At 47.0% G+C, this 26,845-nt stretch carries 27 protein-coding genes; 21 read left to right on the forward strand and 6 right to left on the reverse strand.

What is annotated here, in order from left to right; genetic code table 11:
* Positions 1-66: 66 nt before the first annotated feature.
* The 9 genes from fdhF to Q9R36_RS17560 all read left to right on the forward strand — a co-directional run bounded on the left by fdhF (position 67) and on the right by Q9R36_RS17560 (position 9,708).
* Complete coding sequence (gene fdhF / locus Q9R36_RS17520; protein ID WP_129613388.1) at positions 67-3,036, forward strand: formate dehydrogenase subunit alpha; 2,970 nt, start codon at positions 67-69, stop codon at positions 3,034-3,036.
* A complete protein-coding gene (locus Q9R36_RS17525) occupies positions 3,029-3,568 on the forward strand; it encodes a helical membrane plugin domain-containing protein (protein WP_009793126.1) in 540 nt (179 codons plus the stop codon). The genes fdhF and Q9R36_RS17525 overlap by 8 nt, the downstream gene beginning before the upstream one ends.
* A gap of 296 nt (positions 3,569-3,864) precedes the next feature.
* Positions 3,865-5,130: an ammonium transporter gene (locus Q9R36_RS17530; protein ID WP_022544367.1), complete on the forward strand. Its 1,266-nt coding sequence runs from the start codon at positions 3,865-3,867 to the stop codon at positions 5,128-5,130.
* A gap of 57 nt (positions 5,131-5,187) precedes the next feature.
* Complete coding sequence (locus Q9R36_RS17535) at positions 5,188-6,162, forward strand: putative nucleotidyltransferase substrate binding domain-containing protein (RefSeq protein ID WP_009793128.1); 975 nt, start codon at positions 5,188-5,190, stop codon at positions 6,160-6,162.
* On the forward strand, positions 6,162-6,893 hold the full coding sequence (locus Q9R36_RS17540; protein WP_306009876.1) for an exonuclease domain-containing protein: 732 nt from the start codon (positions 6,162-6,164) through the stop codon (positions 6,891-6,893). Before Q9R36_RS17535 ends, Q9R36_RS17540 begins: the two co-directional genes overlap by 1 nt.
* 180 nt (positions 6,894-7,073) lie before the next feature.
* Positions 7,074-7,718: an exonuclease domain-containing protein gene (locus Q9R36_RS17545; RefSeq protein ID WP_101549539.1), complete on the forward strand. Its 645-nt coding sequence runs from the start codon at positions 7,074-7,076 to the stop codon at positions 7,716-7,718.
* Between the two features lie 126 nt (positions 7,719-7,844).
* Entirely contained in the window at positions 7,845-8,417 is a 573-nt protein-coding gene (locus tag Q9R36_RS17550; RefSeq protein WP_009793131.1) for a GNAT family N-acetyltransferase, read from the forward strand.
* A 31-nt stretch (positions 8,418-8,448) separates the two neighbouring features.
* On the forward strand, positions 8,449-9,027 hold the full coding sequence (locus tag Q9R36_RS17555; RefSeq protein WP_101549541.1) for a GNAT family N-acetyltransferase: 579 nt from the start codon (positions 8,449-8,451) through the stop codon (positions 9,025-9,027).
* Positions 9,028-9,144: 117 nt separating this feature from the next.
* Positions 9,145-9,708 (forward strand): hypothetical protein, encoded by a 564-nt coding sequence (locus Q9R36_RS17560; protein ID WP_101549542.1) that lies wholly within the window; start codon positions 9,145-9,147, stop codon positions 9,706-9,708.
* Between the two features lie 505 nt (positions 9,709-10,213).
* Here the strand turns inward: Q9R36_RS17560 and Q9R36_RS17565 are convergent.
* Positions 10,214-10,348, reverse strand: a complete 135-nt coding sequence (locus Q9R36_RS17565) for a hypothetical protein (protein ID WP_022544366.1) — start codon at positions 10,346-10,348, stop codon at positions 10,214-10,216.
* Positions 10,349-10,497: 149 nt separating this feature from the next.
* Here Q9R36_RS17565 and Q9R36_RS17570 point away from each other — a divergent pair, with 149 nt between their 5' ends.
* The 6 genes from Q9R36_RS17570 to Q9R36_RS17595 all read left to right on the forward strand — a co-directional run bounded on the left by Q9R36_RS17570 (position 10,498) and on the right by Q9R36_RS17595 (position 15,785).
* Entirely contained in the window at positions 10,498-11,142 is a 645-nt protein-coding gene (locus Q9R36_RS17570) for an adenine nucleotide alpha hydrolase family protein (protein WP_009793136.1), read from the forward strand.
* A gap of 296 nt (positions 11,143-11,438) precedes the next feature.
* Complete coding sequence (locus Q9R36_RS17575) at positions 11,439-11,708, forward strand: hypothetical protein (protein ID WP_022544364.1); 270 nt, start codon at positions 11,439-11,441, stop codon at positions 11,706-11,708.
* Between the two features lie 27 nt (positions 11,709-11,735).
* Positions 11,736-12,245, forward strand: a complete 510-nt coding sequence (locus Q9R36_RS17580; protein ID WP_022544363.1) for a spore coat protein — start codon at positions 11,736-11,738, stop codon at positions 12,243-12,245.
* Between the two features lie 244 nt (positions 12,246-12,489).
* Positions 12,490-13,293, forward strand: a complete 804-nt coding sequence (locus Q9R36_RS17585; RefSeq protein ID WP_187445324.1) for a FixH family protein — start codon at positions 12,490-12,492, stop codon at positions 13,291-13,293.
* A gap of 118 nt (positions 13,294-13,411) precedes the next feature.
* Positions 13,412-14,191, forward strand: coding sequence for a DUF4931 domain-containing protein (locus Q9R36_RS17590; RefSeq protein WP_306009875.1), 780 nt, complete (start codon positions 13,412-13,414; stop codon positions 14,189-14,191).
* Between the two features lie 421 nt (positions 14,192-14,612).
* The gene (locus Q9R36_RS17595) at positions 14,613-15,785 is read left to right on the forward strand and encodes an FtsW/RodA/SpoVE family cell cycle protein (protein WP_022544361.1); all 1,173 of its coding nucleotides are present in this window, start codon (positions 14,613-14,615) and stop codon (positions 15,783-15,785) included.
* Between the two features lie 25 nt (positions 15,786-15,810).
* Here Q9R36_RS17595 and Q9R36_RS17600 read toward each other — a convergent pair whose 3' ends face one another.
* From Q9R36_RS17600 to Q9R36_RS17615, 4 genes are all read right to left on the reverse strand, one after another.
* Positions 15,811-16,875 carry a Ger(x)C family spore germination protein gene (locus Q9R36_RS17600; protein WP_224949731.1) on the reverse strand — a complete coding sequence of 355 codons (1,065 nt, stop codon included), beginning with the start codon at positions 16,873-16,875 and terminating at the stop codon, positions 15,811-15,813.
* Positions 16,872-17,960, reverse strand: coding sequence for a GerAB/ArcD/ProY family transporter (locus Q9R36_RS17605; protein WP_022544360.1), 1,089 nt, complete (start codon positions 17,958-17,960; stop codon positions 16,872-16,874). Before Q9R36_RS17605 ends, Q9R36_RS17600 begins: the two co-directional genes overlap by 4 nt.
* 17 nt (positions 17,961-17,977) lie before the next feature.
* Complete coding sequence (locus tag Q9R36_RS17610; RefSeq protein ID WP_035402201.1) at positions 17,978-19,459, reverse strand: spore germination protein; 1,482 nt, start codon at positions 19,457-19,459, stop codon at positions 17,978-17,980.
* Between the two features lie 162 nt (positions 19,460-19,621).
* On the reverse strand, positions 19,622-20,593 hold the full coding sequence (locus tag Q9R36_RS17615; RefSeq protein WP_129613390.1) for an ABC transporter substrate-binding protein: 972 nt from the start codon (positions 20,591-20,593) through the stop codon (positions 19,622-19,624).
* A 199-nt stretch (positions 20,594-20,792) separates the two neighbouring features.
* Here Q9R36_RS17615 and Q9R36_RS17620 point away from each other — a divergent pair, with 199 nt between their 5' ends.
* The 6 genes from Q9R36_RS17620 (at position 20,793) to Q9R36_RS17645 (ending at position 25,994) form a co-directional block, all read left to right on the forward strand.
* Positions 20,793-21,794, forward strand: coding sequence for a FecCD family ABC transporter permease (locus tag Q9R36_RS17620; protein WP_094768563.1), 1,002 nt, complete (start codon positions 20,793-20,795; stop codon positions 21,792-21,794).
* Positions 21,794-22,849 (forward strand): FecCD family ABC transporter permease, encoded by a 1,056-nt coding sequence (locus tag Q9R36_RS17625; RefSeq protein WP_009793149.1) that lies wholly within the window; start codon positions 21,794-21,796, stop codon positions 22,847-22,849. Before Q9R36_RS17620 ends, Q9R36_RS17625 begins: the two co-directional genes overlap by 1 nt.
* A gap of 51 nt (positions 22,850-22,900) precedes the next feature.
* Positions 22,901-23,728, forward strand: coding sequence for an ABC transporter ATP-binding protein (locus Q9R36_RS17630; RefSeq protein WP_009793150.1), 828 nt, complete (start codon positions 22,901-22,903; stop codon positions 23,726-23,728).
* Positions 23,721-24,455: an IucA/IucC family C-terminal-domain containing protein gene (locus Q9R36_RS17635; RefSeq protein ID WP_311225637.1), complete on the forward strand. Its 735-nt coding sequence runs from the start codon at positions 23,721-23,723 to the stop codon at positions 24,453-24,455. Before Q9R36_RS17630 ends, Q9R36_RS17635 begins: the two co-directional genes overlap by 8 nt.
* 1 nt (position 24,456) lies before the next feature.
* Positions 24,457-24,717: a YusU family protein gene (locus Q9R36_RS17640; protein WP_306009871.1), complete on the forward strand. Its 261-nt coding sequence runs from the start codon at positions 24,457-24,459 to the stop codon at positions 24,715-24,717.
* 359 nt (positions 24,718-25,076) lie between these two features.
* Positions 25,077-25,994: a proline dehydrogenase family protein gene (locus tag Q9R36_RS17645; protein ID WP_009793154.1), complete on the forward strand. Its 918-nt coding sequence runs from the start codon at positions 25,077-25,079 to the stop codon at positions 25,992-25,994.
* A 560-nt stretch (positions 25,995-26,554) separates the two neighbouring features.
* Here the strand turns inward: Q9R36_RS17645 and Q9R36_RS17650 are convergent.
* Positions 26,555-26,683: a YuzL family protein gene (locus tag Q9R36_RS17650; protein ID WP_009791500.1), complete on the reverse strand. Its 129-nt coding sequence runs from the start codon at positions 26,681-26,683 to the stop codon at positions 26,555-26,557.
* Between the last annotated feature and the right edge of the window lie 162 nt (positions 26,684-26,845).

Genomic DNA, 26,845 nt, shown 5'->3' on the forward strand with positions numbered 1-26,845 from the left:
GGATGTTTATTTTGGAAAAAGGAGGGTAGAGGGATTGTTAGCAGGAAAATGATTAAGTGAGAAAGGATGAGTGATTTGCCTGATACATACCAAGTAAAACTAAATGGTGCTGAAGTGAAGGTGGCGGCAGGTGATGAGACAACCATCCTTCAGCTATTGCAGAACTCATCGGTGGAGGTGCCGAATGTGTGCTATCACCCGAGCCTCGGGCCGATTGAAACATGTGATACCTGCATCGTCAGTGTGAATGGGGAGCTTGTCAGGTCATGCTCAACCAAGCTCAACGATGGGGATATCATTGATACGGTATCAGCGGATGTAAAGGAAGCACAGGTTATCGGGATGGACCGCATCCTGACCAATCATGAGCTTTACTGCACAGTATGCGATTATAATAACGGCGGATGCGAAGTACATAACACAGTCAAAGAAATGAAAATCAACCATCAGAGCGTCCCTTTTGCACAGAAACCGTATCCTGCGGATAATTCCCATCCTTTCTACCGGTATGATCCGGATCAGTGCATCCTTTGCGGACGCTGTGTGGAAGCATGCCAGGATGTGCAGGTGACAGAGACGCTGACAATCGACTGGGAACGTGAAAAACCAAGGGTCATCTGGGATAATGATGTCCCAATCAATGAGTCTTCTTGTGTTTCATGCGGACACTGTTCAACCGTCTGTCCGTGCAATGCCATGCTGGAAAAAGGCATGGAAGGGGAAGCCGGCTATTTAACCGGTATTGCCAAGCAGACGCTCCGGCCGATGATCGAAATCACTAAAAATGTCGAGACAGGCTACGGATCAATTCTTGCCATCTCAGATATGGAAGCCGCGATGCGCGATGAGCGGATTAAAAAAACGAAAACGGTCTGCACGTACTGCGGAGTGGGCTGCAGCTTTGATGTCTGGACAAAGGGCCGTGAAATCCTGAAGGTGGATCCGCAGCCGGAAGCCCCGGCAAATGGAATTTCCACGTGTGTGAAAGGGAAGTTCGGCTGGGATTTTGTCAATAGCGAAGAGCGCCTGACAAAGCCGTTGATCCGGGAAGGAGAATTCTTCAGGGAGGCGGAATGGGATGAAGCCATCAGCCTGATTGCCCGCCGTTTCACCGAAATTAAAAATGAACATGGGGCACAGGCCATGAGCTTCATTTCTTCCTCTAAATGTACAAATGAGGAGTCTTTTCTGATGCAGAAGCTTGGCCGTGCAGTAATTGGAACAAATAACATCGATAACTGCTCCAGATACTGCCAGACTCCTGCGACCGTCGGGCTGTTCAGGACGGTCGGCTATGGCGGGGATGCAGGCAGCATCCGGGATATCCAAATGTCAGATCTTGTCCTTATTATAGGTTCCAATACAGCAGAATCCCATCCTGTCCTCTCCACCAGGGTGAAGAGGTCGCATAAACTTGGCGGCCAGAAACTGATTGTGGCAGACCTGCGGAAGCATGAAATGGCCGACAGGGCCGATCTGTTCGTGCAGCCTAAGGCAGGCACTGATATTGTCTGGCTGTCAGCTGTGGCCAAATATATTATTGACAATGGCATGGCAGATGAAGAGTTCCTTGCTGAAAAAGTAAACGGACTGGATGAATTCACGAAGAATCTGGAAAAGTACACGATGGAGTATGCGGCTGAAGTGACGGGCATTGCGCTGGAACAGCTGATTGATATGGCAGAAATGATCGGCAGGGCAAAATCTGTCTGCGCACTCTGGGCGATGGGCATCACCCAGCATATGGGCGGCAGTGATGCCAGTACAGCCATCTCTAATCTTCTGCTTGTCACTGGCAACTATGCAAAGCCGGGTGCAGGGGCTTACCCGCTTAGAGGACATAACAATGTCCAGGGGGCGAGCGATTTCGGCAGCATGCCGAATATGTTCCCGGGATACCAGGAAGTCGCCGATCCTGAGATCAGGAAGAAGTATGAGCTGGCATGGGGAACAGAGCTTCCGGGCGAGCCAGGGCTCAATAACCACGAAATGGTGGAAGGCATTCACGCCGGCACCCTTAAGGCCATGTACCTGAAGGGTGAAGATATGGGACTCGTTGATTCAAATATCAATCATGTGCATGCTGCGTTTGAGAAGCTTGATTTCTTCGTGGTCCAGGATATTTTCCTCAGCAAGACGGCGGAGTTCGCCGATGTTGTCCTTCCTGCAAGTCCGAGCCTTGAAAAGGAAGGGACATTCACCAATACCGAGCGCAGGATCCAAAGACTGTACCAGGCTCTTGAACCGCTTGGGGACTCAAAGCCTGACTGGCAGATCATCATGGAAATTGCCAACAGCCTTGGAGCAGGCTGGAACTACACGCATCCATCTGAAATCATGGAAGAAGCCTCCAGGCTGATGCCTTTATATTCCGGTGTGACGTATGAAAGGCTTGAAGGATATAACAGTCTGCAATGGCCGGTGGCGGAGGATGGGCAGGATACCCCGCTTTTATATACAGAAAGGTTCCCGTTTGAAGATGGCAGGGCAAGGCTCGTGCCGGTCGATTGGACGAAGCCGCTGGAGTTTGCGGAAGAGTATGATCTCCATATCAATAATGGGCGCCTTCTTGAGCATTTCCATGAAGGCAATATGACGTACCGTTCCAAAGGAATCAGCGAGAAGACACCAAGCGTGTTCCTGGAGGTATCTCCGGAGCTTGCAGAAGAGCGCGGACTGGAAAGCGGCACGCTTGTAAGACTTTCATCTCCTTATGGGAATGTGAAGGTGCAATGCCATATCACCGACAGGGTAAAAGGGAAGGAAGTGTACCTTCCGATGAATGACAGGGGAGAGGCTGCCATCAATCTGCTGACAAGCAGCTACGCAGATAAAGATACAGATACGCCGGCTTATAAAGAAATCCGGGCAAAAATGGAGATCCTGAAGGCCAAGGGCGAAGATCCGCTTCCTAGAATCAACCACCGCTACGGAAACCCGCAGCCGCAGATTGGTGTACAGGTTCAGAAAAAGTGGGCACGGAAGGATTATATTTTCCCGGGAGATCTTGTGAAAAAGGAGCGAGAACATGGCTAAAGCGATCACGCACATCCAGCGCAAGACATTAAGCGAGGAAGAAAAGCGTAAAAAAGATCTGATGGAAGTGGAAGATGCCCTGATTGATAATAAAGAAGCCATCCTGGAGTCGCTCAAGGTCATGAGGAATATGCATGACCGGGGGGTGCTTTCCCTGCTCAGCGGACTGTTTGGCCAGGGAGACAAAGTCCTCGACATCCTTGTCAGGGCGGCTGACAAGCCGGAAACCTCGAACACATTGAAAAATTTGCTCCTGATGGGCGGGACACTGGGCATGATCAATGTCAAACAGCTGGAGCCGTTTCTGCTTAAAATCGACTCAGGCATTGCCAGGGTGGCGGAAGCAGGAGATACTCAGGAAAAAACAAGCTTTTTTGATCTGGCCAGATCTCTCAAGGATCCTGAAGTCAACAGGGCCGTCACCCTGCTGCTGACCTTCCTGAAAGGGATGGGGCAGGAAACGAAGGAGCTGGAGCGGAATACCCAGCTTCCGCAGGAACAAATCGAAGAGCAGAGGAAGCAAGAAGAGTGATGATCAGGAGGGGGCAGTTGCCCTCTTCTTTTTTTATGCGAAATTCAGTTCAGCCATTAAATCTGGTCCTCTTCCGTAAATCCCTTTTAACTTTTTCCCCAAAAAAGTAAAACCATATATATCAAGGAAGACAGCGGTTTCATGTTAGTTTAATTAACATGTAGTTATCAGAAACTTTAAAATACTCATTGACACCTGTTTGAAAAGAGATAAAATAAGGGTAAGAAACTTAATGTTATATTATCTAACATGAATTTGTTAGATAATAAGCATATATTATTTGAGGGGGAGAGAAAGTGGATACAACTTTTTTGATGAACAGTTTATGGGTCATGGTTAGTGCAGTCCTGGTCATCTTCATGCTTGGCGGATTCATTATGCTGGAGGCCGGGTCTACACGAATGAAAAATGCCGGCCATATCGCGGGGAAGACCATTTTTACATTCGGGCTTGCCTCACTCGTTTTTTGGGCTGTCGGCTTTGGATTTATTTTTGGCGACAACGGCAATTTCTTTACAGGTTTATCGCACTTTTTTTATTCAGGATATGAAATTGAAGGAATGAGTCTTTCCTCATCAGTATTTTTCCTCTTCCAGCTTGCTTTTGCAGGAATCTCCATCACGATTGCCCTCGGCGGCTTCGCAGAAAGGGCAAAACTTTCAATCTATCTGATATTTACGATTCTGTTTTCAGCACTTGTCTATCCGGTGGTTGCCCATTGGATCTGGGGCGGGGGATGGCTGGCTGAACATGGGAAGCAGGATTTTGCCGGCTCAACTGTCGTTCACCTGACAGGGGCGATGGCGGCATTGGCAGCGACCCTCCTTCTTAAACCAAGAATCGGCAAATATAATAAAGATGGCTCTGCCAATAATATTTACGGACATAACCAGGTATTCACTGCCCTTGGGGTCTTGATCCTTTGGATTGGCTGGTTCGGATTCAATGCAGGAAGCACCGTTTCTGTTGACGGAGCATTCTTTGGATTTGTTGCCCTGAATACCAATCTTGCTGCAGGAGCAGGGGCGGTCGCAGCGCTCCTGATCTCATGGGTGGTTCTCGGCAAATCGGATATTACGACAATGCTGAATGGCGCCCTGGCTGGCCTTGTTGCCATAACAGCATCCTGTGCCTTCGTTGACACATGGGCAGCTGTACTCATTGGGTTTGTTGCGGGAATACTCGTTTTCTATAGTGTCCGATTCTTCGAGAAACTGAGAATTGATGATCCGATATACGCCCTTTCTGTCCATGGAGCTGCAGGGGTATGGGGCACATTGTCAACCGGATTCTTTGCCACCCCGGAATTGGCAACAGTCGGCCAGCCTGGATTATTCTACGGAGGAGGCTTCACACAGCTGGGAGTCCAATTCATGGGCGTTGCTGTATCTGCCCTCTATGCTTTTGCCGTATCATTTGTCATACTGCTTATAGCAAAGAAGGTTATGAATGGCTTGCGTGTATCTGAGGAAGAAGAAATTATGGGCCTTGATGTCAGTGAGCATGGCAGCTATGGATACCCGGAGGTTTTCCTTTCGAAAGATAATAAATTATCTTCATGAGCATAAGGCCTCTTCATGGGGCCTTATGTTTTCTTCATATAAAGGGAGTGCGTTTATTTGCAGGATTTTCAGTCATATGCAGAAATCAGGGAATGGAAGGACAGCCGGATCTTCATGGCTGCCGCCAGTACATCCAAAATAAATGAAATCCATGATGAAGCGATGAAATACGTGTTCAGGCAGTCTGTGCAAAAGGTTAGAAAAGGGCCGGATGAATCGGATTTTGTCTGGTTTGTGACCGGCAGCGGAGGCAGGCTGGAGCAGGGTGTCATCAGTGACCAGGATCACGGCATTGTTTTTACCGGGGGGGAAGAGGAAGCAGCGTACTTTCAGGAACTGGGGCAAGAGCTGTCATATGGCCTGAATGAAACGGGATATCCCTATTGTGAAGGCAAGGTGATGAGCAGCAACCCTTTATGGCGGAGAACAGCGGAAGCCTGGAAAGAGCAGCTGGAGCGATGGATTGAGGAGGAGAGCTGGGAGTCGATCCGGTATCTGCAGATTTTTTATGATGCGAGGGCCCTGGAAGGAAGCGGAGTGTATATCAGTGAGCTTAAATCTTATGTGCACACTAAGATGATGGCAGGTCCCAGACTTTTAAAAAGGCTTGCAGAGAATAGCATGCATATAAAACCGGCTGTTGGTCCCCTGGGCCAGATCCTTGTTGAGGAAAAAGGAAAATTTGAGGGCTTCATAGACTTGAAGCAGACTGCTTTCCTTCCCTATGTTAACAGCATCCGTCTATTGGCGATGAAGGAAGGGTTTTTTGAAACCTCCACACTTGAAAGAATCAGCAGGCTTGCGGAAAAGGCAGAGTATAAGGATGCGCTGGAAAAGGCAGAGCGCAATTTCCGCCTTCTGCTGGCCTGCAGGGAATCCATTTTCTCCAGTGCCCGCTCTTATGAGGCTTCACACTATTTGAATGTAAGAAACCTTCCAAGGGAAGAACGGGCGGAGCTCCGCAATATCCTGAAGGGCGGAAAAAAGCTGCACCAATTTGTACAGGCCAAGATTGAAAAGGGTGTCCAATAATGGGCTTTGAAAGCATGTTTCAAATGATGAAAGGGCTGCCGGGGAAACTGAATTCCGGTGTATTCGGGGGGATGCAGGGCGGGCAGAATTCCCAGCAGCAGGCCTTCCTGCGCAGACTGCATAAAGAAATACGGGCAGAGGAAGCGCTGTCGGTGCCGCTTGACAGGATGGAAGCTATCGTCATGGATATTGAAACAACTGGTTTTTTTCCTGATCAGGGAGATGAGATTATTTCTATAGGGGCGGTCAAGATAGAGAATGGAACCATAAATGAGGATAAGAAGTTTTATTCCCTGATCAGATATGAAAAAACACTCTCACCTCAGATTGAACAGCTTACAGGCCTAAGGGGCTCCCAGCTTAAGGAGGCGCCACCGCTGCCTAAAGTGCTGATAGAGTTCTTCAAATTCTGCGAAGCGCGGACCATCATAGCGCATCATGCCCGTCATGAGAAGAGCTTCCTGCAGAATGCGAGCTGGAAGCATTTTAAGGCTCCTCTTAAGCACAGAATTATAGATACCTCTTTCCTGTACCGGATTGCCGAGCCGGAGCTTAACCTGCAGAGGCTGGAGGACCTGTGCAGCCACAACGGCATTCCGGTCATGGAGCGGCACCATGCTTTGGAGGATGCCCGGCTGGCTGCCGAGCTATGGTGCTGTTATATAAGCAAGGTCCGGGATAAGGGTTGTATGACCCTGAAAGATGTATATGAAAGGGTTGCTTCATTATAGTCCTATTAAAGGTGCGGTCTCTGCCGTGCCTTTTTGTGTTTTTATTAATTTCCTTTTTCAGCCAGAAAGGGGGTTTAACTGTCATTTTTCCCGCGAAAATACTAGAATAGGAAATAGCTATAAGAATGTTAAAAATTCCAGCTTTCTTTTTGAAGGCAAAAAAATATAAAGGTGATCAAAATGAATATAAACAAAAAAGGACTGCTGGTCGATGTAGAAACAACAGGCCTGGCTCCTGGCGGGGACGAAATCATCGAACTGGCATTTATTCTGTTTTCTTATGATGGAGCTACAGGTGAAATCCTCCAGGTTGAGGAAAAGGAGTCTTTCCTTAGGGAGCCGCTTTCAAGCAGGGCCCTTAGAAATTACAGCAGTGCCTACAGGATTCATGGTATTCCGTTTGAAATGGTAAGGGGACAGGTTTTCCATGATGAGTCAGTCCAGTCCTTCCTTAATAAAGCCGATTCTGTATTTGCCCATAATGCATCATTTGACAGAAGCTTCATGTATCAGATGTATCCTGAAGTGAATGACCTTAAATGGTATTGCACCATGAAGGGAGTACAATGGAAAAAGTATGGCTTTGCCAACAGCAAACTGGCGACCCTTCTTTCCGCCCACAATATTACAGACCATCAAACTCACAGGGCGATGGACGATATTACATATCTGATGGAGCTCATGAAGCAGCAGAACCCGGACGGTGGCCTGTTTTTAAAAGAGGTGCTTGAAAAAGGGCCGATGAGAAAATACCAGCCTGCGAAAAAACCGGGGAAAACCTATTCGTGGAGCGCCGGCAGCAGCATTGATCCGCCCTTCAATTAATCTATTTAACGAAACCGCCATAAGGCGGTTTTTTATTATGAGGAAATAATGAAGTTTCCATTTTTTGAGAGAGGTTTTATTGTTATAATGGAAATATTACAAAAATAAACACAAAGAGGTAGAGCTATGTTACTGAAAGACGCTGAAGTTATTCTGCGGACCATCACCGAAGAAGATCTGCCCCGGTTATGGGAGCTGGCTTTTAAGGAAGAGCATCCGGCGTGGAAAAAGTGGGACGCTCCCTATTTTGAGCATAAATCACTGACGTTTGCTGAATATGAGTTGCGGAAGGAGCAGGTAGTCAACCAGGAGGATATGCTGGCCATCGAAATCAACGGCAAGATAGAAGGGACGGTCAGCTATTACTGGGAGCATGAGCCATCTCTGTGGCTGGAAATGGGAATCGTCATTTATTCGCCGGAATATTGGAATGGCGGCTATGGGACCAGGGCATTGAAACTCTGGATCAGCCACCTTTTCCAAACAAAGCCGATTGCCCGGACCGGCTACACCACCTGGTCAGGAAATGAGCGGATGGTCAAGGTCGGCGAAAAGCTGGGGATGACGATGGAAGCCAGGCTGCGGAAATGCCGGATTTACAAAGGCGTCCATTATGATTCAATCAGGATGGGCATTTTGCGTGAAGAGTGGGAAGCTAATCCCGTCTTTGAATTGGCTGGGTCCGCAGCTGGAGAATAAATACTAAAAATGAGAAACGGAAGTATGTCCAATGAATAATATAAATGAAAAATTGAAGGGATCGTTTCCGGAAATCAAAACGGCCCGCCTTCTGCTTAGGAAAGTGATAATGGAGGATGCAGAGGATATCCTCGGATATCTTTCTGATGCCGAAGTAACGAAATACTATGGAATCGAGCCATTTGCTGACTTGGATGATGCACGCTCCGAAATTGGCTGGTATGAACGCATTCTTGAGGAAGGAACGGGTATCCGCTGGGGAATTTCGTTAAAGGACGGACAAGGGCTGATTGGAAGCTGCGGATTTTTGAATATGAATTCCACCCATTTCCGGGCAGATATAGGTCTTGAACTGGATCCTGCCTGTTGGAATCAGGGAATCGGCACCGAGGCAATCACGGCTATCATCCAGTATGGCTTCGAGGATTTGAATCTGATGAGAATCCAGGCACTGATTGAACCGGCAAACCTCCAGTCCCAGCGCCTTTTCGGAAAATGCGGGTTTATCCGTGAAGGATTGCTGAGGAATTATGAATATACCTGCGGAAAGTTTGATGATCTGCTGATGTTTTCCATCATTAATCCCCATCATCTAGGCCCAGGGTCTTAGAAGCAAATAATACCCGAGTTCGTTCTTTAAGGGAGCATTGTGGCTGTATGATTATGGAGAAGGGCAGCAAGGTCGCCACTGCGCATTTCCCTTCATTTTTTTCAGGAGGGAAAAGAAATGGGCCATCGCCAGGTATTTGTACTGCTGACCGACACGGGAACTTTATTCACAAAGCTGATCCGGATTTTTACTGGAAAAGAACTCAATCATGCATCCATCTCATTTGATGAAGGGCTGCTGGATGTGTACAGCTTCGGGAGGATTAATCCTGCCAATCCGTTTTCCGGGGGATTCGTGAAAGAAGATGTGCGCGCGAATTTGTTTGCAAATGCCCGCTGTGCGGTTTATGCCTGTACGGTGAGCGAGCAGGAATATGGCAGGATGCAGGAGCAGGCGGCATTTTTTGAAGAAAACAGGCATCATTATAAATATAATCTGCTCGGCTTGTTCGCCGTGCTGTTCAACTGGGAATATAACAGATCCAATGCCTTCTTCTGCTCTGAATTCGTCGGGACCATCCTCAAGGAAACCAACGGATGCCGGGTGGAAAAGCCTGTTTCACTGCTTAAGCCGCATGAACTGGAGAAAGTCTTTTCGCTCCATCTTGTATACAAAGGGAGTCTGTCTGATTATCTGCAGGCCGACTCAGCCCGTCCAAGGCTGGATGCTTCCATTGCATGAAAGGAAGCCAGCCTTGTACAGGCTGGCTTCTTGTCGGGGCTGAGCAAGCGCCCTCCGCATTTCGAGTGTCCAGCTCCGGGCGCTAGCCCCTCGAGTCATAAGCCACTTCAGGATTGAAGGCAAAGAACGCCTTCTATCCTGAAGCGTCTTATGCTTGTCGGCGCTGAACAAGCGCCCTCCGCATTTCGATTTGTCCAGCTCCGGCGGCTAGAGCCTCGAGTCATAAGCCAATCAGGCCAGAAGGTTAAAGGACAACCTTCCGTCCTGCTCGTCTTATGCTGGCTGGGCCCGCAGGATGCGGGTCATGCAGGCGTTGCCACAGGACGTGGCGGTTTTAGCCTGCGTTCCTTGATTCTGAGCAAGCCGCCTCCGCATTTCGATTTGTCCAGCTCCGGGCGCTAGCCCCTCGAGTCATAAGCCACTTCAGGATTGAAGGCAAAGAACGCCTTCAATCCTGAAGCGTCTTATGCTTGTCGGGGCTGAACAAGCGCCCTCCGCATTTCGATTAATCCGCGTCAGTTTTGCTTTTTTGGTCTTTGTTGTGTTTATTCCCTTTGCTGTTGTCGCCGCTTATTGGGTCGGACAGGCCAGCGCGCGGGGAGTTTTGGTTGCTGCTGCCTTTATTATACTTTTTTGTCATCGCTTTTCCCCTCCTTATCCTAAGTACATCATTATCTTCCCATCAAGGAATCTTTTATATGCAGCGGCTGAAAGGATGGCTGGAACACCAGCTTTTGGCTGGGTTGCTCTGACTGGCTATGCTATAATGTAGGCAAAATTCTAAACGAGGTGAATGATTTGCTGGAAACGATACTGGTATGTGTAAGCAGCCCTCAGCATGCTGAAACGCTCATTCAAAGGGGGAAGCTCCTTGCTGATGCATTTAAGGGGAAGTGCTATGTATTGTCAGTGCTCCCGGGGCAGGAAAAGGATCTTGAGTTCAACCAGATCCAGACGAAAATGCTGTTCGAATCATTGGCTGAAAAATACGGCCTTCCAGCCATCCAAAAGTATAAGAACGGACAGAAGGTTTCTGATTTAATCGCCGAAACAGTCCGGGAGAAGTCCGCCACTCAAATCGTCATGGCCCACGCCGTTCAGAGCAAATGGGAAATGGTCGTCAAGCATTCCCTCGTCAATCATCTGTTCGAGCTTCTTGAAGGCGTTGACCTCCATCTTGTTGAAGTGAACCGCGATGTATACGATCCGGCAGGAGAATGGGATAAGGGGATAGAAGCTTCTTTGGTAAAAGAAGAAGGCGGCTATAAAATCTCGTTTGATGATAACGGGAAAGAAGGAACTCTTGGCACCTTTTTCAGGGAATTGTCCACCGATTTCTCCAATGGCTTTTTTGTAAAAGGGGATGGACAAAATCAAAAAGTCATTAAGATCCATAATGGGACCGCTGCAGCAGAAGCAGTGGAAAAGGACTGAAGAGTGTTGAAGCATTAAAAATCCGAGTACAAGATGCAGCGGGCGGCAAATAGTGCCGCCTGCTTCTTTATTGCTGTAAAAGGGCCCCTGCATAGGGCCCTTTTTTTGCTTTTGGGGGATGAGCCCGAACTAAATGGATGAAATCCCATATACAAGTAGTATAAGGGCCAAGCGCCTTGAGTGGCGCACCATCAGCCGATACAAACGCCCTTTTAAGCCGGGATAGGGATTAGCCCTCACTTGCCGGCTTAAAAATCATATTAAATAGTATAAGCGCTCGGAGGGGGTGAACTGTGTTGGATGAACTAAATAACAAGATGGCTGAGCTATCGAATCAGCTTGTAAGCCTTAAAGTCAGAGACCTTTTAAAGCGGAATCAAAGCGACGAAAGCGGATTGAAAACGAAAAACCTGTCAGATGAGGAAAAAACGCGTATCCGCAATCTTGTGAAAGATCTGGAACAGCAGGTTAAAGATTTTGTTGAAGCACAAAAAAAGAAAAATGATTCTGCCGAAGAAGAGCCTAAGAAAGAAGCCAAACGCACGTTTAGGAAAAAAAGCCGATAAGGCAAAAAATTAAAGGGAGAGATTACATTGTTAAGTGGAAACTATCGTCCAAAGGTAGAAGATGTTTATTGTGAAAGCAATGCTGCCGGTTCATCATGCCACCACAGCGGATGGAATGCCCTTGATCCTTCATCAAGCCATCCTATGAGCATTTTTGACAGCAGCGACAGAGATGTAAAAGATGTTGTGCAAGGCACGAATATGGGCCAATATTCTAAAGAGTCCATTGTCCTTAAAAACTGTCTCAATGTTGAAGTAAACTCAAGTGAAACCCAAGTTGCCGCTTCATTGCAGGCAGCCCTCGTTGTAGCAATCGTCATTGTCATCAATATCTCAATTGCTGACGGAGGCCAAGCTGAAAGGATCACTGAAGATTTGCTTCAATTCACACAAATCAACCAATCTAACCGCCAGAGCGTTTATATTGAAAATGCGAAAGACTGTACTGTAAACCTTGAAGATACTCAAGTAGCGCTGACACTTAACCTGCTGATCCAGGTACTTCTTGCACTGGTTATTGAACTGGAAATCCTGTAATAGGCAATCTTAAAAAACGCAGACTTATCCAACCCTACCTCCTTTCATATAATAAATATGCGGCATAAGGAACCTCCTTGTGCCGCTTTTTTTATAGAATTTGGACCCGGGGGGAAGGAAAGCTATAATGTACATAAAGGCACAGCTTCCGTTATCAAATGTTTGATGTAATTTCTTACTTATTTCACAATTAAGAGATATAGTATCCTTTATAAAGGGAATCTGTATGAAAGAGGGACAAAGAATGAAGAAATATCTATATGTTTTTATCCTCGCCGTGATGGTTCTTGCAGCTTGCGGAAAGGGTTCTGATGACAGCGGCCAGGGGAACGGGGGACAAGTGCCGGAAATCCTTGAAGCCAAGCTTGATGTTCCTGAAAAAGTGGAGCTGAATGAAGAAATAACCCTTTCTGTCGAAGTAGTGCAGGGGGAAGAAGCTGTCGAGGATGCAGATGAAGTAAAGTTTGAAATCTGGCAGGAAGGAAATCAAGAGGAGAGTGAGATGCTTCCTGCAGAACATACAGGCAAAGGAATTTACCAGGCTGCCAAGACCTTCGGCAAGGATGGCGATTATATAGTCCAGGTCCATGTGACAGCGAGGGACATGCATACAATGCCAAAAGCTGAGGTACAAGCCGGTGAGGGCGGAGACGCTGGCAATAGTGCGGACGGAGAAGCCGCTCATGAGCATGGGGAAGATGAAGGCCATGACCATGAGTCAGGCGGAGAAGAATCATCCCACCATCATGGTGAGGCTGCAATCAGTTTCATCAAGCCGGATCATATCCATATGAAACAGGCGGCGGGCCTTGATGTCCAGGTGGACAAGAAAGATGGGGCTCCCCTGGAAAAAGCGCTTGTTAAGCTTGAAATCATGAAAGAAGGCAAGGACACCCCTGAGTGGGTGAACCTGACAGAGTCCGGCGAAGGAAAATATTCTGCAGAACATAGCTTTGCAGAGGCGGGCAGCTATACAGTGACTGTTCATGTGGAAAACTCGGAAGGGCTGCATGAACACTCGGATTTTCCTCTGACAGTCAGCGAATAGGAAAGAGAAACGGCAGCTCCGGGGCTGCCGTTTTTTCCTGCGCAAGGTCAAAAAGGCGCCAGGTTCAGGAGGTAAGTGATATGATTTATAGGAGAAAAACCTGCAGGATGGTGGAAATATGACAAAAACACATTTGAACTTCAACACTTCAATCGGAGTGAAAAAGCCAAACAGTATCCGTGACAAAGAGCAGGGCTGCCCTTTCTGTGAGAGAGAAAAGCTGACCGATATCCTTGCAGTCGAGGACAATATCATTTTGCTGAAAAATAAATTCCCTGTCCTTGAAAATACCCTGCAGACTGTTTTGATTGAATCAGACGAATGCAGCGGGGATATCTCAACCTATTCTTTAGAGCATCTGGAAAAGCTGCTAAGTTTCGGATTGAAGCATTGGATTGAAATGGAAAACAGCGGACGCTTCACATCTGTCCTGTTTTTTAAAAACCACGGGCCGCTCTCAGGGGGGACCATTGCGCATCCCCATATGCAGATTGTCGGGCTTAATGAAGTGGATTACACAGAAAATATCAGGGAAGAAGAATTTGAGGGACTGGCCATCAGCCAAAAAGGCAGATCACTGCTCAATATTTCAACAGCCCCGAAAATCGGCTTCTATGAATTTAATGCAAAGCTTGGAGACATGGAGGAAATCGGTGCCTTTGCTGCTTATATTCAGGCAGCTGTCCGCTATATCCTTCACAGCTTTCCGTTCAAATGCTCCAGCTATAATTTATTTTTCTATAAACTCGGAGAGGACATCTATGCCAAAATAGTCCCGCGGTTCATAACAACGCCTATTTACATCGGCTATTCGATCCCGCAGGTCCCCAATAATCTGGAATGGATGAAAGAGGACATCCGTGCAAAGTACTTTGACAGCTTCCCTGCCGAAGACTGATCCGGCAACTGAAAAAGAAAAGTGAAAAATGAAATAATATCCAACAGCATGAAACAAGTTGTGATTTGTCTCTTAAAAAAATATAATGAAGAATTGTAGTAGATTTTTTGTTTGGGCAGCCTGCGCATCATAAAGCAAGCGCCCTCCGCTTTTCTATTTGTCCAGCTCCGGCGGCTAGAGCCTCGAGTCATAAGCCAATCAGGCCAGAAGGTTAAAGAACAACCTTCAGTCCTGCTTGTCTTATGCTTGTCGCACCTGAACAAGCCGCCTCCGCTTTTCTATTTGTCCAGCTCCGGCGGCTAGAGCCTCGAGTCATAAGCCACACAAGAATTAAAGGCAAAGAACGCCTTTTATTCTTGTACGTCTTATGCTTGTCGGCTCTGAACAAGCCGCCTCCGCTTTTCTATAAAAGGAGACGATTATGACTTCTAAAAATAATTCTAGTTATCGTATAGATTTTGGGTTGATATTGATTTTGATGCTGCTGTGCCTGGTTAGCTGCATATCGATTTACAGCGCGCAGACCACGGGCCAGTATAAAGATAATTTCCTTCTGAAGCAGATTGTCTGGTGGGTGGTCGGGGCCGGCATTGTTGGAACGGTTATGACGCTTGATTCTGATCAGCTGAAGAAGATTTCCTGGTATGCCTATGGGCTGGGTATTGCGCTGCTTGGGTTTTTGATCGTGGCTCCTTCGGGGATTGCACCTGTCATAAATGGGGCAAAGAGCTGGTATACCTTCCCTGCGGTAGGGTCCCTTCAGCCTTCTGAGGTTGTTAAAGTTTTTATCATCCTCGCTCTGGCAAGGGTGATAACAGACCATCATCCGAAGTATCGGATCAAGACGATCCAAACCGATCTCTGGCTGCTGGTGAAAATCGGTGCAGTGACGTTCCTGCCGCTCATGCTTGTGATGCAGCAGCCTGACCTCGGCACAAGCCTTGTATTCATAGCAATCATGATTGGCATGATCTTCATCTCAGGAATCACATGGAAGCTTCTGCTCCCAATATTCGGCGGCGGAATCACCTTAATCGCAGGCATTTTCTACCTCGTGCTCTGGCACCCCGATCTGCTGGAAAAATATCTGGGCGTCAAACAGTACCAGTTCGGCCGCATCTATTCCTGGATCGATCCCTATAATTATCAGGGGACGACCGGATTCCAGCTGACACGCTCCCTGCTTGCCATCGGTTCTGGGGAAACAAGCGGAAAGGGCTATGGCACAAGGGAAGTCTATCTTCCTGAAAGCCATACTGATTTTATTTTCAGCATTGTTGGGGAAGAGTTCGGGTTCATTGGAGCGAGTGTTTTGATCAGCCTGTTTTTCCTGCTGATTTACCATATTACGAAAGTTGGCATGGAAACTAAGAACGACTTTTACACCTATATTTGTGTCGGTGTCATCAGCATGATCACATTCCATGTATTCCAGAATATCGGCATGACAATCGGGCTCCTGCCGATCACTGGTATCCCGCTTCCATTTGTCAGCTATGGAGGAAGCTCGCTCATGGGCAGCATGCTTGCCATCAGCCTGATCTTCTCCATCCGCTACCATTATAAAAAGTATATGTTCTCCAATAGTGACTAAGGACAGGGAAGCCCCTGTCCTTTTTTCATTCTATTACCCCTGATTCAAGTATCTCTACATTGCTTGTAACCTTTACGCTCATGCGCTTGTATTCGTCTTCCCATTTCTTAAAATCAAAGCCCCTTGTTTTGCTTTTCACAAAAGCGCCAAATCCTACCGGATCAATGCCCTCTTTTTGAAAGCGGGTAATGAGCGCTTCCGTTTCCTTGTCTATAAGATTCTCGAAGTTCTTCTCCACACCCTTGATTTCTTTTATGGTCAGCTGTTCTCCGGAGTATTCCCGGATAATTCCTTTTATGCTTATTTCGACTTTAAATGCATAAGGCTCGCTTTTGATGATTTTAATTTTATGCTTGGATTTAATGCTCTTGATGGCTGCCTGATCGTTCCCGATATTTATCTTATAGGAACCCTCGCTGTACTTGTCTACCAGCAGTTTAAAAAAGAACATTTTCTCTGCATCAATTTCGTCTACCACTTTATCAAATTTAAATAAGGACATTCCTGAAATCTCTACTTTGTCCTTGCCCATATCTTTCAGCTTAGGCAAATAAGCTGTCTTGCCCTGCTGATAGAAAGATGCCAGGAAAATTTGGAGATTGCTTTTGGGGACATCGCGCTGTTCCATATTGTGCTTGAGCAAATTGGAGATATAAATGGCATTGCCCCTTGTCCCATACTCGCCTTTCATGATATCGCCTGCCTTATTATCTGCAACAGCGAGAAATACCCTGGCACCGATGCTTGCATCCCTCTGGAATGAGTCAAGGACATCAATGATACCCCTTTGGGTGAGTTCCTTGCCGAACACGCCTACCTCCAAGCTTCCAGTCACCAGAGGCTCGGACGACTGGCGCTGCATTTCCAGCAGCAGATCCCTGCTCAATGTGGAGGTGCTGGTAAACGTGACATTTTTTACAGGCTGGTCGGGCAGGTAGACAGGGATAAGGGCAGTGCCCTTCAATTTATCATCCTCCCAATCATAAGCAATCCCGCTCTCAATATTTAAATCATCAATAATTTCTTTTTCCAGGCACCCGGTCAGCAGTATACAGACCGCAAGGAGGGATAAATAACTGGATAATTTCATTTTTTCCTCACCTTCTTTGCAACGAGGCTGCCGGCAAACAACAAAGGAACATAGCCGTAATTAAAATAGAAGCCAAATTGGGAAGAGATATTATTGAGGAGATCAATCTGCTCCCTGGTCTCAAATATATTGGCAACAGCAAGGCAAATAAGGACGATGCCAATGACGTTCTTGCGCTGCTGGATGCCCGCGACCCGTTTGACGATCCTGCTTGCCCCCCAAATCGCCAGGCAGGCATTTGGGAGAATGATTAAATTCCAGTTGGCAATCCCGATATATTCAAACCGCTCAACAAAAGGCATTTCAACAATTTTCCACATCGTCAATGTTGCCCAGACAGTTTTCTGCAGCTGCTTTTCAGAAAAATAGCCGAAGGTAATGATTGTCAGGATGACATATAGTGAGGTTGTGGTGAAAATGGCCAGGTGTGCCCATTTTTTTGATTTGCCCGGATCCTTTAAAAATGGATAGACAAGCAATAAGATTTCATAGCCAAGATACGTCAGCGACATATCTCTTGCTGCAAGTGCAATATCCTTAATGGAATGGTCCAATACAGGAAAAAGATTGCGATAATCGCTGAATGGAATTGCAAAGGCGAAGGTAAGCATCAGATAGCTGGGAAGAATGGCGCCAAGAAAGGCGACGCCTGTGACTGTACGCAGGCCCCCGCTGACTACATATGCTGCCAGGGCCAAAAAGCCGAAAGAAAACCAGAAGGTGCTCAATTCCGGGAACAGCCAGACTTGGATGACTTCGATATATGTTCTTATGATTGTAGTAGTCAGCAGGATATAATAGGCAGAAAAAGCAAGGCTGACTATTTTTCCGATTTTCTTTCCAAAGACGTATGAGTTGATGGATATTAAATCTCCTCCTGCGTTTTCGGCTGTCTTATACATCATCCAGAGAATGATATGGATGGAGGCGCCGGCCGCAATGACTGACATCCATGCATCATAGCCGGCTGTTTTGGCAATGATCCGCTGATACCCAAGAACGCCGATGCCTATCTGTATGGATACAATAATATAAAATATCAGGAAGGGAGATATTTTCACATTTTCCGGCAAGGACTGCTTCATAGCCATAACCCTCCGTTTTACTCATCAATGTCTTTCTTTTGCTGAGCCTTCTTTTTTGAAAAACGCCTTGGCTGCTCTGGCCGGACATATACCGGCCTTTTTGACTGCTTTGAAAATGGCAGGCGGATGAGCGCATCCTTTAAATCAGGTACTCTAAGGGGATAGATCGGCTCAAGGAATGGCCGGCCCAGCGATGTCAGCCTGATCAGATGCGTCATAAGGATGCAGAAGCAAAATACAATCCCAAGGAGCCCCCATAACTCGGCCAGGAAAAGGAAGGGGAACCGCAAAAGGCGGATCGTGTTGCCCATCCGGTAGACTGGTGTAGTAAAAGACGCCAGGGCAGAGAGAGCTACGATGATGAGAAGGACGTTGCTCGTCAGGCCGGCTTCAACAGAAGCCGTCCCGATAACGATTCCTCCTACGATACCGATTGTCTGGCCTACCTTGGTAGGAAGCCGTGCACCGGCCTCACGCAGCAATTCTATAGTCAATTCAAGGAATAGTGCCTCCAGGATTGGCGGCAGCGGAATCTCTCTCCTGGAAGTGATCAGCGTGCTCATCAGATCCTTTGGTATCAGTTCATAATGATAAGACAGTGTAGCAACATATATGGGTGTGATTAAAATGGAAAAGGCAACCGCAAACAGGCGGACAAGCCTGAAAAAGGAAGATAAATACCAATTCAGATAATAATCTTCAAAAGAACTGAAATATTCCACAAGTGTCGTCGGGCATATCAGCACTTGCGGGGAGCCGTCCACCACAATGGCGATCTTTCCTTCTGCAAGGATGCCGGAAACCCGGTCCGGCCTTTCCGAATCCAGGATTTGCGGAAATATTGTATTCTGATTGTCGGCTATGATTTCGACAATATAAGAACTGTCCATGATATGGTCAATCTCAATATCCTTCAGGCGCTGCCGCACCGTGTTAACATTCTCATTGTCGGCAATTCCTTCGATATACAGGACGGCGACCTTCGTTTTAGACAGCTTTCCGATTGTATACTGCTCGATGATCAGTTCTTTAATGGACAGTCTTTTCCGGATCAGGTTCAAGTTCTGGTCAATAGCTTCTACAAAGGCCTCCTTCGGGCCGATGACACTGAACTCCACCTCAGGCTGGGTCAGGCTTCTGACAACTTCCTTCTGGGCTGCAACAAATGCAAAATGCTTTACTTCTGTTTCAATCGTCACCATTACATAGCCATTGAATAGCTTCTGTTCAATATCTGAAGGGTCCTCGGAGACACTTACATCTGGAATAGGAATAATCTTTTTGACATCCTCGATCCGGGTAAATTCCTCTCCCTGAAGATAAGGAAGGACCCCTTCCTGGAGGATGCTCTCATCCACAAGTGTAGACATAAAGGAAAAGCCGAATCTCAGTCCCGTTTTCTGGTTATAATAGAAAGTCTTTTTATAGTCCTCAGATTTAACAAGTGACTCTTCCCAGTCTTTATACTCGACATCCTTTTGGATGCGTGGCTTTTTCATCCAGCTTTTCTTTTTCACTCATATCACCGCATCTTTTTAGCGTTACCGATATTGTTGCCAAAGTTGGAATAGTTATGAACGAATGCAAATAAAAAAAGGATCCGTTTCCGGATCCTTTTGGCTGCTATATAGAAGAGGGGGCTTTTGTTAAGCAGAAATTCCTTATTTAATCATGAATTTTTCAATATCATCAAGCATGAGATTGGCTGCAAGGACACCGCCTGCTGTATTCCAGATGGTATCATCCACTTTGTATACATTTCCTGCCTTAGCAACTTCAAGATTTTTGAAGAGCGGGTCTTCAATCCATTCTTTTTCCACATCTGTTGCTTCGCCGTCCCCTTCTTCATAGGTGAAGTAGAAGAGAGCGTCTCCGTCCATGGCCGGAATTCGTTCTTTAGTGGCATTCTTCTCGGCAAAATCATCTACATCCTGGCTTTCAGGGCGGGCAAAACCGATCTGATCAAGAATGACACCCGAGAAAGAATCTTTATGATAGATGCGGACATCTCCGGCCATGAAGCGGACCATGGAGATTTCCTTGTTCACATCATCGCCGAGTTTTTCCTTTATATCAGCGATGCGCTGATCATAATCGGCAATGACCTGCTTACCTTCTTCCTCTTTATTGATGGCTTTGGCGTAAAGCTCGAAGTTTTCCTTCCAATTGCCGCGCAATGTTTCCGCAAAAACGGTCGGGGCAATTGACTTCAGCTGATCGTAAATCTTTTCCTGGCGCATCTTGTTTCCGATGATCAAGTCCGGCTCAAGAGCTGCGATGGCTTCCACATTCACTTCACTCTCTAGTCCGACAACCTGGACATCTTTCATCTGGTCTGAAATATGGTCATACCAGGGATCACCAGTCCAGGACTGGACAGCCCCAACAGGAGTGACGCCCATAGCAAGAAGTGCCTCAGTTCCTTCGTTTGTCAGAATGACAATTTTTTCAGGTGTTTTTTCTAAAGTTTCAGTTCCCATTGCATGTTCTACTGTGTAGCTTGTATCTTCGCCGCTTCCGGATGATGAATCTTTGCTGTCTGCCGCTTCATCCTCGGCAGCGCCTCCGCAGGCAGCCAGCATCAGGATGGCTATAAGTGAAAACAGCCCAAGATAAATTTTGCTCAGCTTCATATATGTATCCTCCTATATGTAATTAATTGATAATCATTTTCAATGACTTTCTTATCATAAAATGAAAGCGTTCAAACTGTCAACAGGTTAATGAAAATGATTCTCAAACTCATTGACAGAGTATGCCGATTCCCCTAGACTTATTAATAGAGAAAAACTGTTATTTGTTTATAAAAGAGTGCAGAAAGGTTTACGCAGGATGCTATTAAAAAAAACAGGACATAAATGGCTCGGGCTGTTTATTTCAATACTGATACTTCTATTACTAATGTGTGCCAGCATAGTGTATGGCTATACAGATACTACCTGGAAAATGGCCTTCGAAGCTTTTTCGGCATTCGATGGATCTAATGAACATATTATCCTCCAATCAGTCCGCCTTCCACGGGCGCTGATTGGTGCTGCTACAGGAGCAAGCCTGGCGATTGCCGGGGCGCTCATGCAGACGCTGACAAAGAATCCGCTCGCATCGCCGAGCGTATTTGGAGTAAATGCAGGCGCCGGCTTTGCAGTTGTGCTGGCCGTATCTGTGTTCTCCGTTTCCAGCCTCCAGGCGTACACCTGGATCTCTTTTGCAGGCGCAGCCGCAGCCGCTGCAGCTGTGTATGGAATCGGTTCTGTCGGGCGTGAGGGGCTCACCCCTATGAAGCTGACGCTGGCAGGCGCTGCAATGAGCGCCATGTTTTCAGCTTTCACACAAGGTTTGCTTGTGGTCAACGAAGCGGCGCTGGAACAGGTGCTCTTTTGGCTTGCGGGTTCAGTGTCAGGAAGGAAGCTGGAGTCTCTCACAGCTGTACTGCCATACTTTGCTGCAGGCTGGATTGGATCCCTGCTCCTTGCGAAAAAGCTGAATGTCATATCAATGGGAGAAGATGTTGCCAAAGGACTGGGCCTTCGCACAGGCTGGACGAAGCTATTCGCCGGTGCCGCGATCATCCTTTTGGCTGGCGGCGCTGTTGCTGTAGCGGGCCCGATTGTTTTTGTCGGCATTGTGATCCCTCACCTGGCAAGAGCAGTGGTGGGGATCGACCATAGATGGGTGATCCCATTTTCCGCCGTTATGGGGGGAATCCTCCTTGTTGCGGCTGATATTTCTGCCAGATATATCATCATGCCGCAGGAAGTCCCTGTCGGTGTCATGACCGCCATCATCGGCACCCCGTTCTTTGTTTATATCGCCAGAAGGGGGTTTGGCAGCTGATGTCCAAGTATATGAATTTCAGGATATTCAAAGGCAGGATTTCCTTCCTGGCTGACCGTAAATCACTTTTTACCATAATCATTCTCGCTGCTGCTGCTTTCCTTGTCTTTCTTTTCAGCACAGGCACGGGGGAGATGAAAATAAATCCGCTCAAAGTGCTGCAGGTCCTTTTTGGCGGAGGGACGAATATGGAGCAGCTGGTCATCAAGAACTTCCGCCTGCCAAGAATTATTGTTGCCCTTATGGTGGGAATAGGGCTTGCTGTTGCCGGGGGCATTCTTCAGGGGATGATCAGGAACCCGCTTGCTTCACCTGACATCATCGGGATCACCGGAGGCGCATCTGTCGCCGTTGTGGCTTTCCTGGCGATATTCAGTGATGATAATAATGCCTTGACCGTAAGTATAGAATGGATGCCTGTTGCCGCTTTCGCAGGCGCTGCAGCCATTGCTTTCCTTGTCTATCTTCTGGCATGGAAAAATGGATCATCACCAATCAGGCTTGTGCTGATCGGAATAGGGATATCCACCCTCACCCAGGCGCTTACTAATCTGATGATGATCCTTGGCCCCATCCACCAGGCTTCACAGGCCAATATATGGATCACGGGTACTGTCCACGGATCGAATTGGGATAATGTTAAAATTATTGTCCCATGGATCATCCTATTATCGGCACTGGCTATGATATTTGCCCGCAACCTGAACATCCAGGAGCTTGGGGATGATGTGGCCACCGGGATCGGCGGAGCAGTGCAGCGCCACAGATTCATCATGCTGATGCTCAGCACAGGCCTGATCGGCGGATCTGTTGCATTCGCCGGAGGGATTGGATTTGTCGGGCTCATGGCTCCCCATATCGCAAGGAGGCTCGTCGGATCATCATTCGGTGCCCTGCTGCCGACTGCCGGCCTGATTGGCGGCATACTTGTAATGGCAGCCGATCTGATAGGCAGGACACTGTTCTCGCCCCTTGAAATTCCGGCAGGTGTGTTTACTGCCAGCATCGGGGCGCCGTATTTTATTTACTTATTATTTAAAACCCGAAATGGATAGCATATAAGAATATCAGCCATTGGATGAAAAGATAACAAAGGAGAGAGCGCTATGACCGCCGGGCAGGCTATTTCAACAAAAGAGCTGACACTTTCATATGGGGACACCATTATCATAAATGAACTGGAGCTGGAAATCCCAAAGGGGGAAATCACAGTATTCATCGGAGGGAACGGCTGCGGGAAATCAACCCTGCTGCGTTCGATTGCAAGGCTTTTGAAGCCGAAATCAGGTTCAGTCCTGCTTGAAGGAAAAGCCATCTCCAAGCTGTCCACAAAGGATGTAGCAAGAAGGATGGCCATACTGCCGCAATCGCCATCTGCACCAGAAGGGCTGACTGTCCTGCAGCTTGTGAAACAGGGGAGATATCCGCATCAGACATGGCTGAAGCAATGGACCGAAGATGATGAAGCAAAGGTGAATGATGCGCTTGCTGCAACCGGGATCGAGCACCTGAAGGACCGCACAGTCGATTCCCTGTCCGGCGGCCAGAGGCAGAGGGCATGGATTGCCATGACACTTGCGCAGGATACCGATATCATCCTTCTGGATGAGCCCACGACTTACCTGGATATGACCCATCAGATTGAAATCCTTGACCTTCTGTTTGAACTAAACGAAAGGGAGAACAGGACAATCCTGATGGTGCTGCATGACTTAAATCTTGCCTGCCGCTATGCCCATAATATAGTAGCAATCAAGGATAAAGAGATTTTTGCCCAGGGCAAGCCCGAGTTCGTCATCAATTGCAGCCTTGTCCGCAATGTATTCGGAATGGAATGCGAAGTGACGATGGATCCGCTTTTCGGCACGCCATTGTGCATCCCGTACGGAAAAGGCAGATGCATTCTGAAGAAGCCTGAGGCAGCCAGTGTCTGAACCGGCCCCGGCTTTACACAGGCTTAAAGATTTCCGTCTTGTCCAGGAGGAAAACGATGCCCCTCTCTCGGTAAACACAGGGCATCTTCTGCAGCCAGGGGAAATGGAAATATATCTGAACAGGCTTGCGAAAGAGCTTGATGCACCTCTCCCAGCCGCAGGTTCACTTTTTATGAAAAGATACAGCTTTCTGGCAGTAATCTATTTATATAGCTTCACAGCCGGAAATTGCAGGCTTGATGTATCATTTTCCAATATCACTGTGGTATCAGGCTATAAAAATGGAATGTGGCTCCCAGGCTTTTATTTGAATGATACAAGTTCCGTTCAAACAGAGTCTGAACCCCGTGAAGAGCGGAGGGAAGAATGTTTTGAAGCTTTATTTTCAGAACATATGCAAATTCTGCTGGAAAGAGTATCTAAAGCCGCTGGAGTCTCCAGATACATTTTGTGGGAAAACATAGCCGTTTACATCTATTGGCTCTACGAATCAGTCCTCGCTGGTGAACATGATGAGGTGAAAGCAAGAGGTGCGGATGATTTTGCCTGTCTTCTGGGATTGCCCGGAAAACTATTCGGCATAAAGGACAATCCTTTAAAAAAGTACCATTCGCCTGAGAAGGAAGCAAAGATGAGGAAGACATGCTGCCTTTCAAATCTCATAGATGATTCAATGCGGTGCACCACCTGCCCAAAGTCATGGGGGCTGAGTGAAAGGGGAGTTTAATATGGATCCAAAATTCAAAGAAGAAATAGAAGGCCTTTATAGTAAATATACAGAACTTCTTGTTGGCGAAGCTAATGAGGAAATGACTGAAAAGGTGAAGGTATGGATTCTTTATAATCATATCGCGAAGTCCATGCCAGCACTTGCCCGCCATTGGAATGGATCCTGCCCGGAGTCGAAGGATTCGGTCAAGAAGCTGATCATGGAAATCAAGGAGCTTAATGAATCAAAGCGTAAAGAAGAGAATAACAGAAGCGACTAATGAAGGATCTTCCAGGGCGGAAGGTCCTTTTATTATGCAGCTTTGCTATACAAGAAAAAGCTGGAAGAGCAGAATGAAAGGCAGGGAGCAGCATTTAATAGAGGCCGGAATAAGCGAGATTACAGTAAATAGAAGAGTTTGGCCATCAGCCGACAAATCTCGCTAAATTTCTCGGAAAATTATATTCAAATAAAGAGAAAGATGATAGAATTATGGTTATCAAAGGCACATTTCAGAAAATTGACCATATACAAAATTGAATGTGATCCATGAATCATGATCCTTTGCCACTGCCCGGATTTCGCTGAAAGACAGGGCTTAATTATCCAAAATGTATGCGTTTTCAAGGGGGAGCCATTATGGAACAAGTAATGAGGGACTTTTTTCTCTTTTTATCCAAAAATAAATCGCTGACAAAGCTTGCGAAGAAGTACGGCCTTCGTTTTGGGGCCAGCCGCTTCGTTGCGGGGGAAATGATCAGCCAGGCAGTCAACGTAATTAAAGATCTTAACAGCAAGGGTCTTGTGGTGACCATTGATTATTTGGGCGAATTCGTGGACAATGAGGCAGAAGCAAGGGAAATGGCGGATAACTCAATTTTGGCAATCGAAGCAATCGGCCGTGAAGGAATCAATTCACAGCTGTCGCTCAAAATGACGAGCATGGGCCTTGATATTTCCGATGATGTGGTAATGGGGAATATGAGGCGCATCCTGGAGGCAGCCAAGAAAAACGGCGTGTTTGTCACGATCGATATGGAAGACTATTCACGCTGCCAGAAGACACTTGATATCTTCAAGCAGCTTAAATCGGAATACGATAATATCGGGACAGTCATCCAGGCCTATTTGTACAGGACAGAGGGCGACATGGACGACCTAAACCAATATTCGCCCAATCTGAGGCTTGTAAAGGGTGCTTATAAAGAATCCCCGGAGGTTGCATTCCCGGAAAAGAAAGACGTGGATGAAAACTTCAAGAAAATCATCAAAATGCATCTCCTGAACGGCAACTACACAGCCGTTGCCACCCATGATGATGCAATTATCGACTATACAAAGCAGCTGGTCAGGGATCATAACATCCCGAACAGCCAATTTGAATTCCAAATGCTCTACGGCATCCGCAATGAGCGGCAGCTGGAGCTGGCCAATGAAGGCTATAAAATGAGGGTATACGTCCCTTATGGAACAGACTGGTACGGCTATTTCATGCGCAGGCTCGCAGAACGCCCGGCCAATGTGGCATTCGTGTTGAAGGGTATGGTTAAGAAATAGGTATGTAAGGCCCAGCGGGGATCTGCTGGGCTTTTTTTGATGTTTTGAAGAGGGCTGGCTGGTGGTGTGGACGGGGGAGTCGCAAATAAAATGGAGAAGTCGCAAATATAATCAGAAAGTCGCAAATAAAAGCTGAAAGTCGCAAATAAAAGCTGAAACACGCAAATAAATCGGAAATCTCGCAAATAAAGGAGGCCGGATGCGTCGGTTGGCTACCCTTGTGCAAGGAGAGAGTCCCTAAAAACCGGCAGGCGTTTAGTGATAGTGGCGGAAAGCGGCCAGTTGCTAATAAAAGCTGAAAGTTGCTAATAAAAGCTGAAAGTTGCTAATAAAATCCAAAAGTTGCTAATAAAACAAAAAAGTTGCTAATAAATCACCAAACTTGCTAATAAATCCCAAAAGTTGCTAATATCCTCAAATACAACCCACCAAAACCCCCGCCAACCCTCCACAACCCCCCTGATCACCCAAATCTCCCCTTTAATTTCCATCTCATCCACCTCGCCACCCTCATAAATCATAAAAAAAGAGAGCGGCCTCCCGCTCCCCTGCAGCAATTCTTACTTCTTATACTGATTGTTCTGGCTGTTTCTTTTTCCTCCGCCGTCACGTTCAACTGTCGGGCCTGCGTCACCTTTTACGCTGGCGGCGCTCACGCCTGCTTTTGAAGGGTTTTTCTTATGCTTCATCCTGTTCACCTCCTGCCTGCCAATCTCGGCTATCGGGGAATGCCCGCCCGAAGAACGGCAATTGCCAGATGTCAGCGCCGTTCCTTATTGGGTGAGCTTCCATACTAGGTTGTCCATTCAAAGATAATTCACTATAAGCCAGAGATTGTAAATTTTAATAAA

The sequence above is a fragment of the Bacillus sp. AG4(2022) genome, assembly GCF_031844465.1.
GTDB lineage: Bacteria > Bacillota > Bacilli > Bacillales > Cytobacillaceae > Bacillus_AB > Bacillus_AB infantis.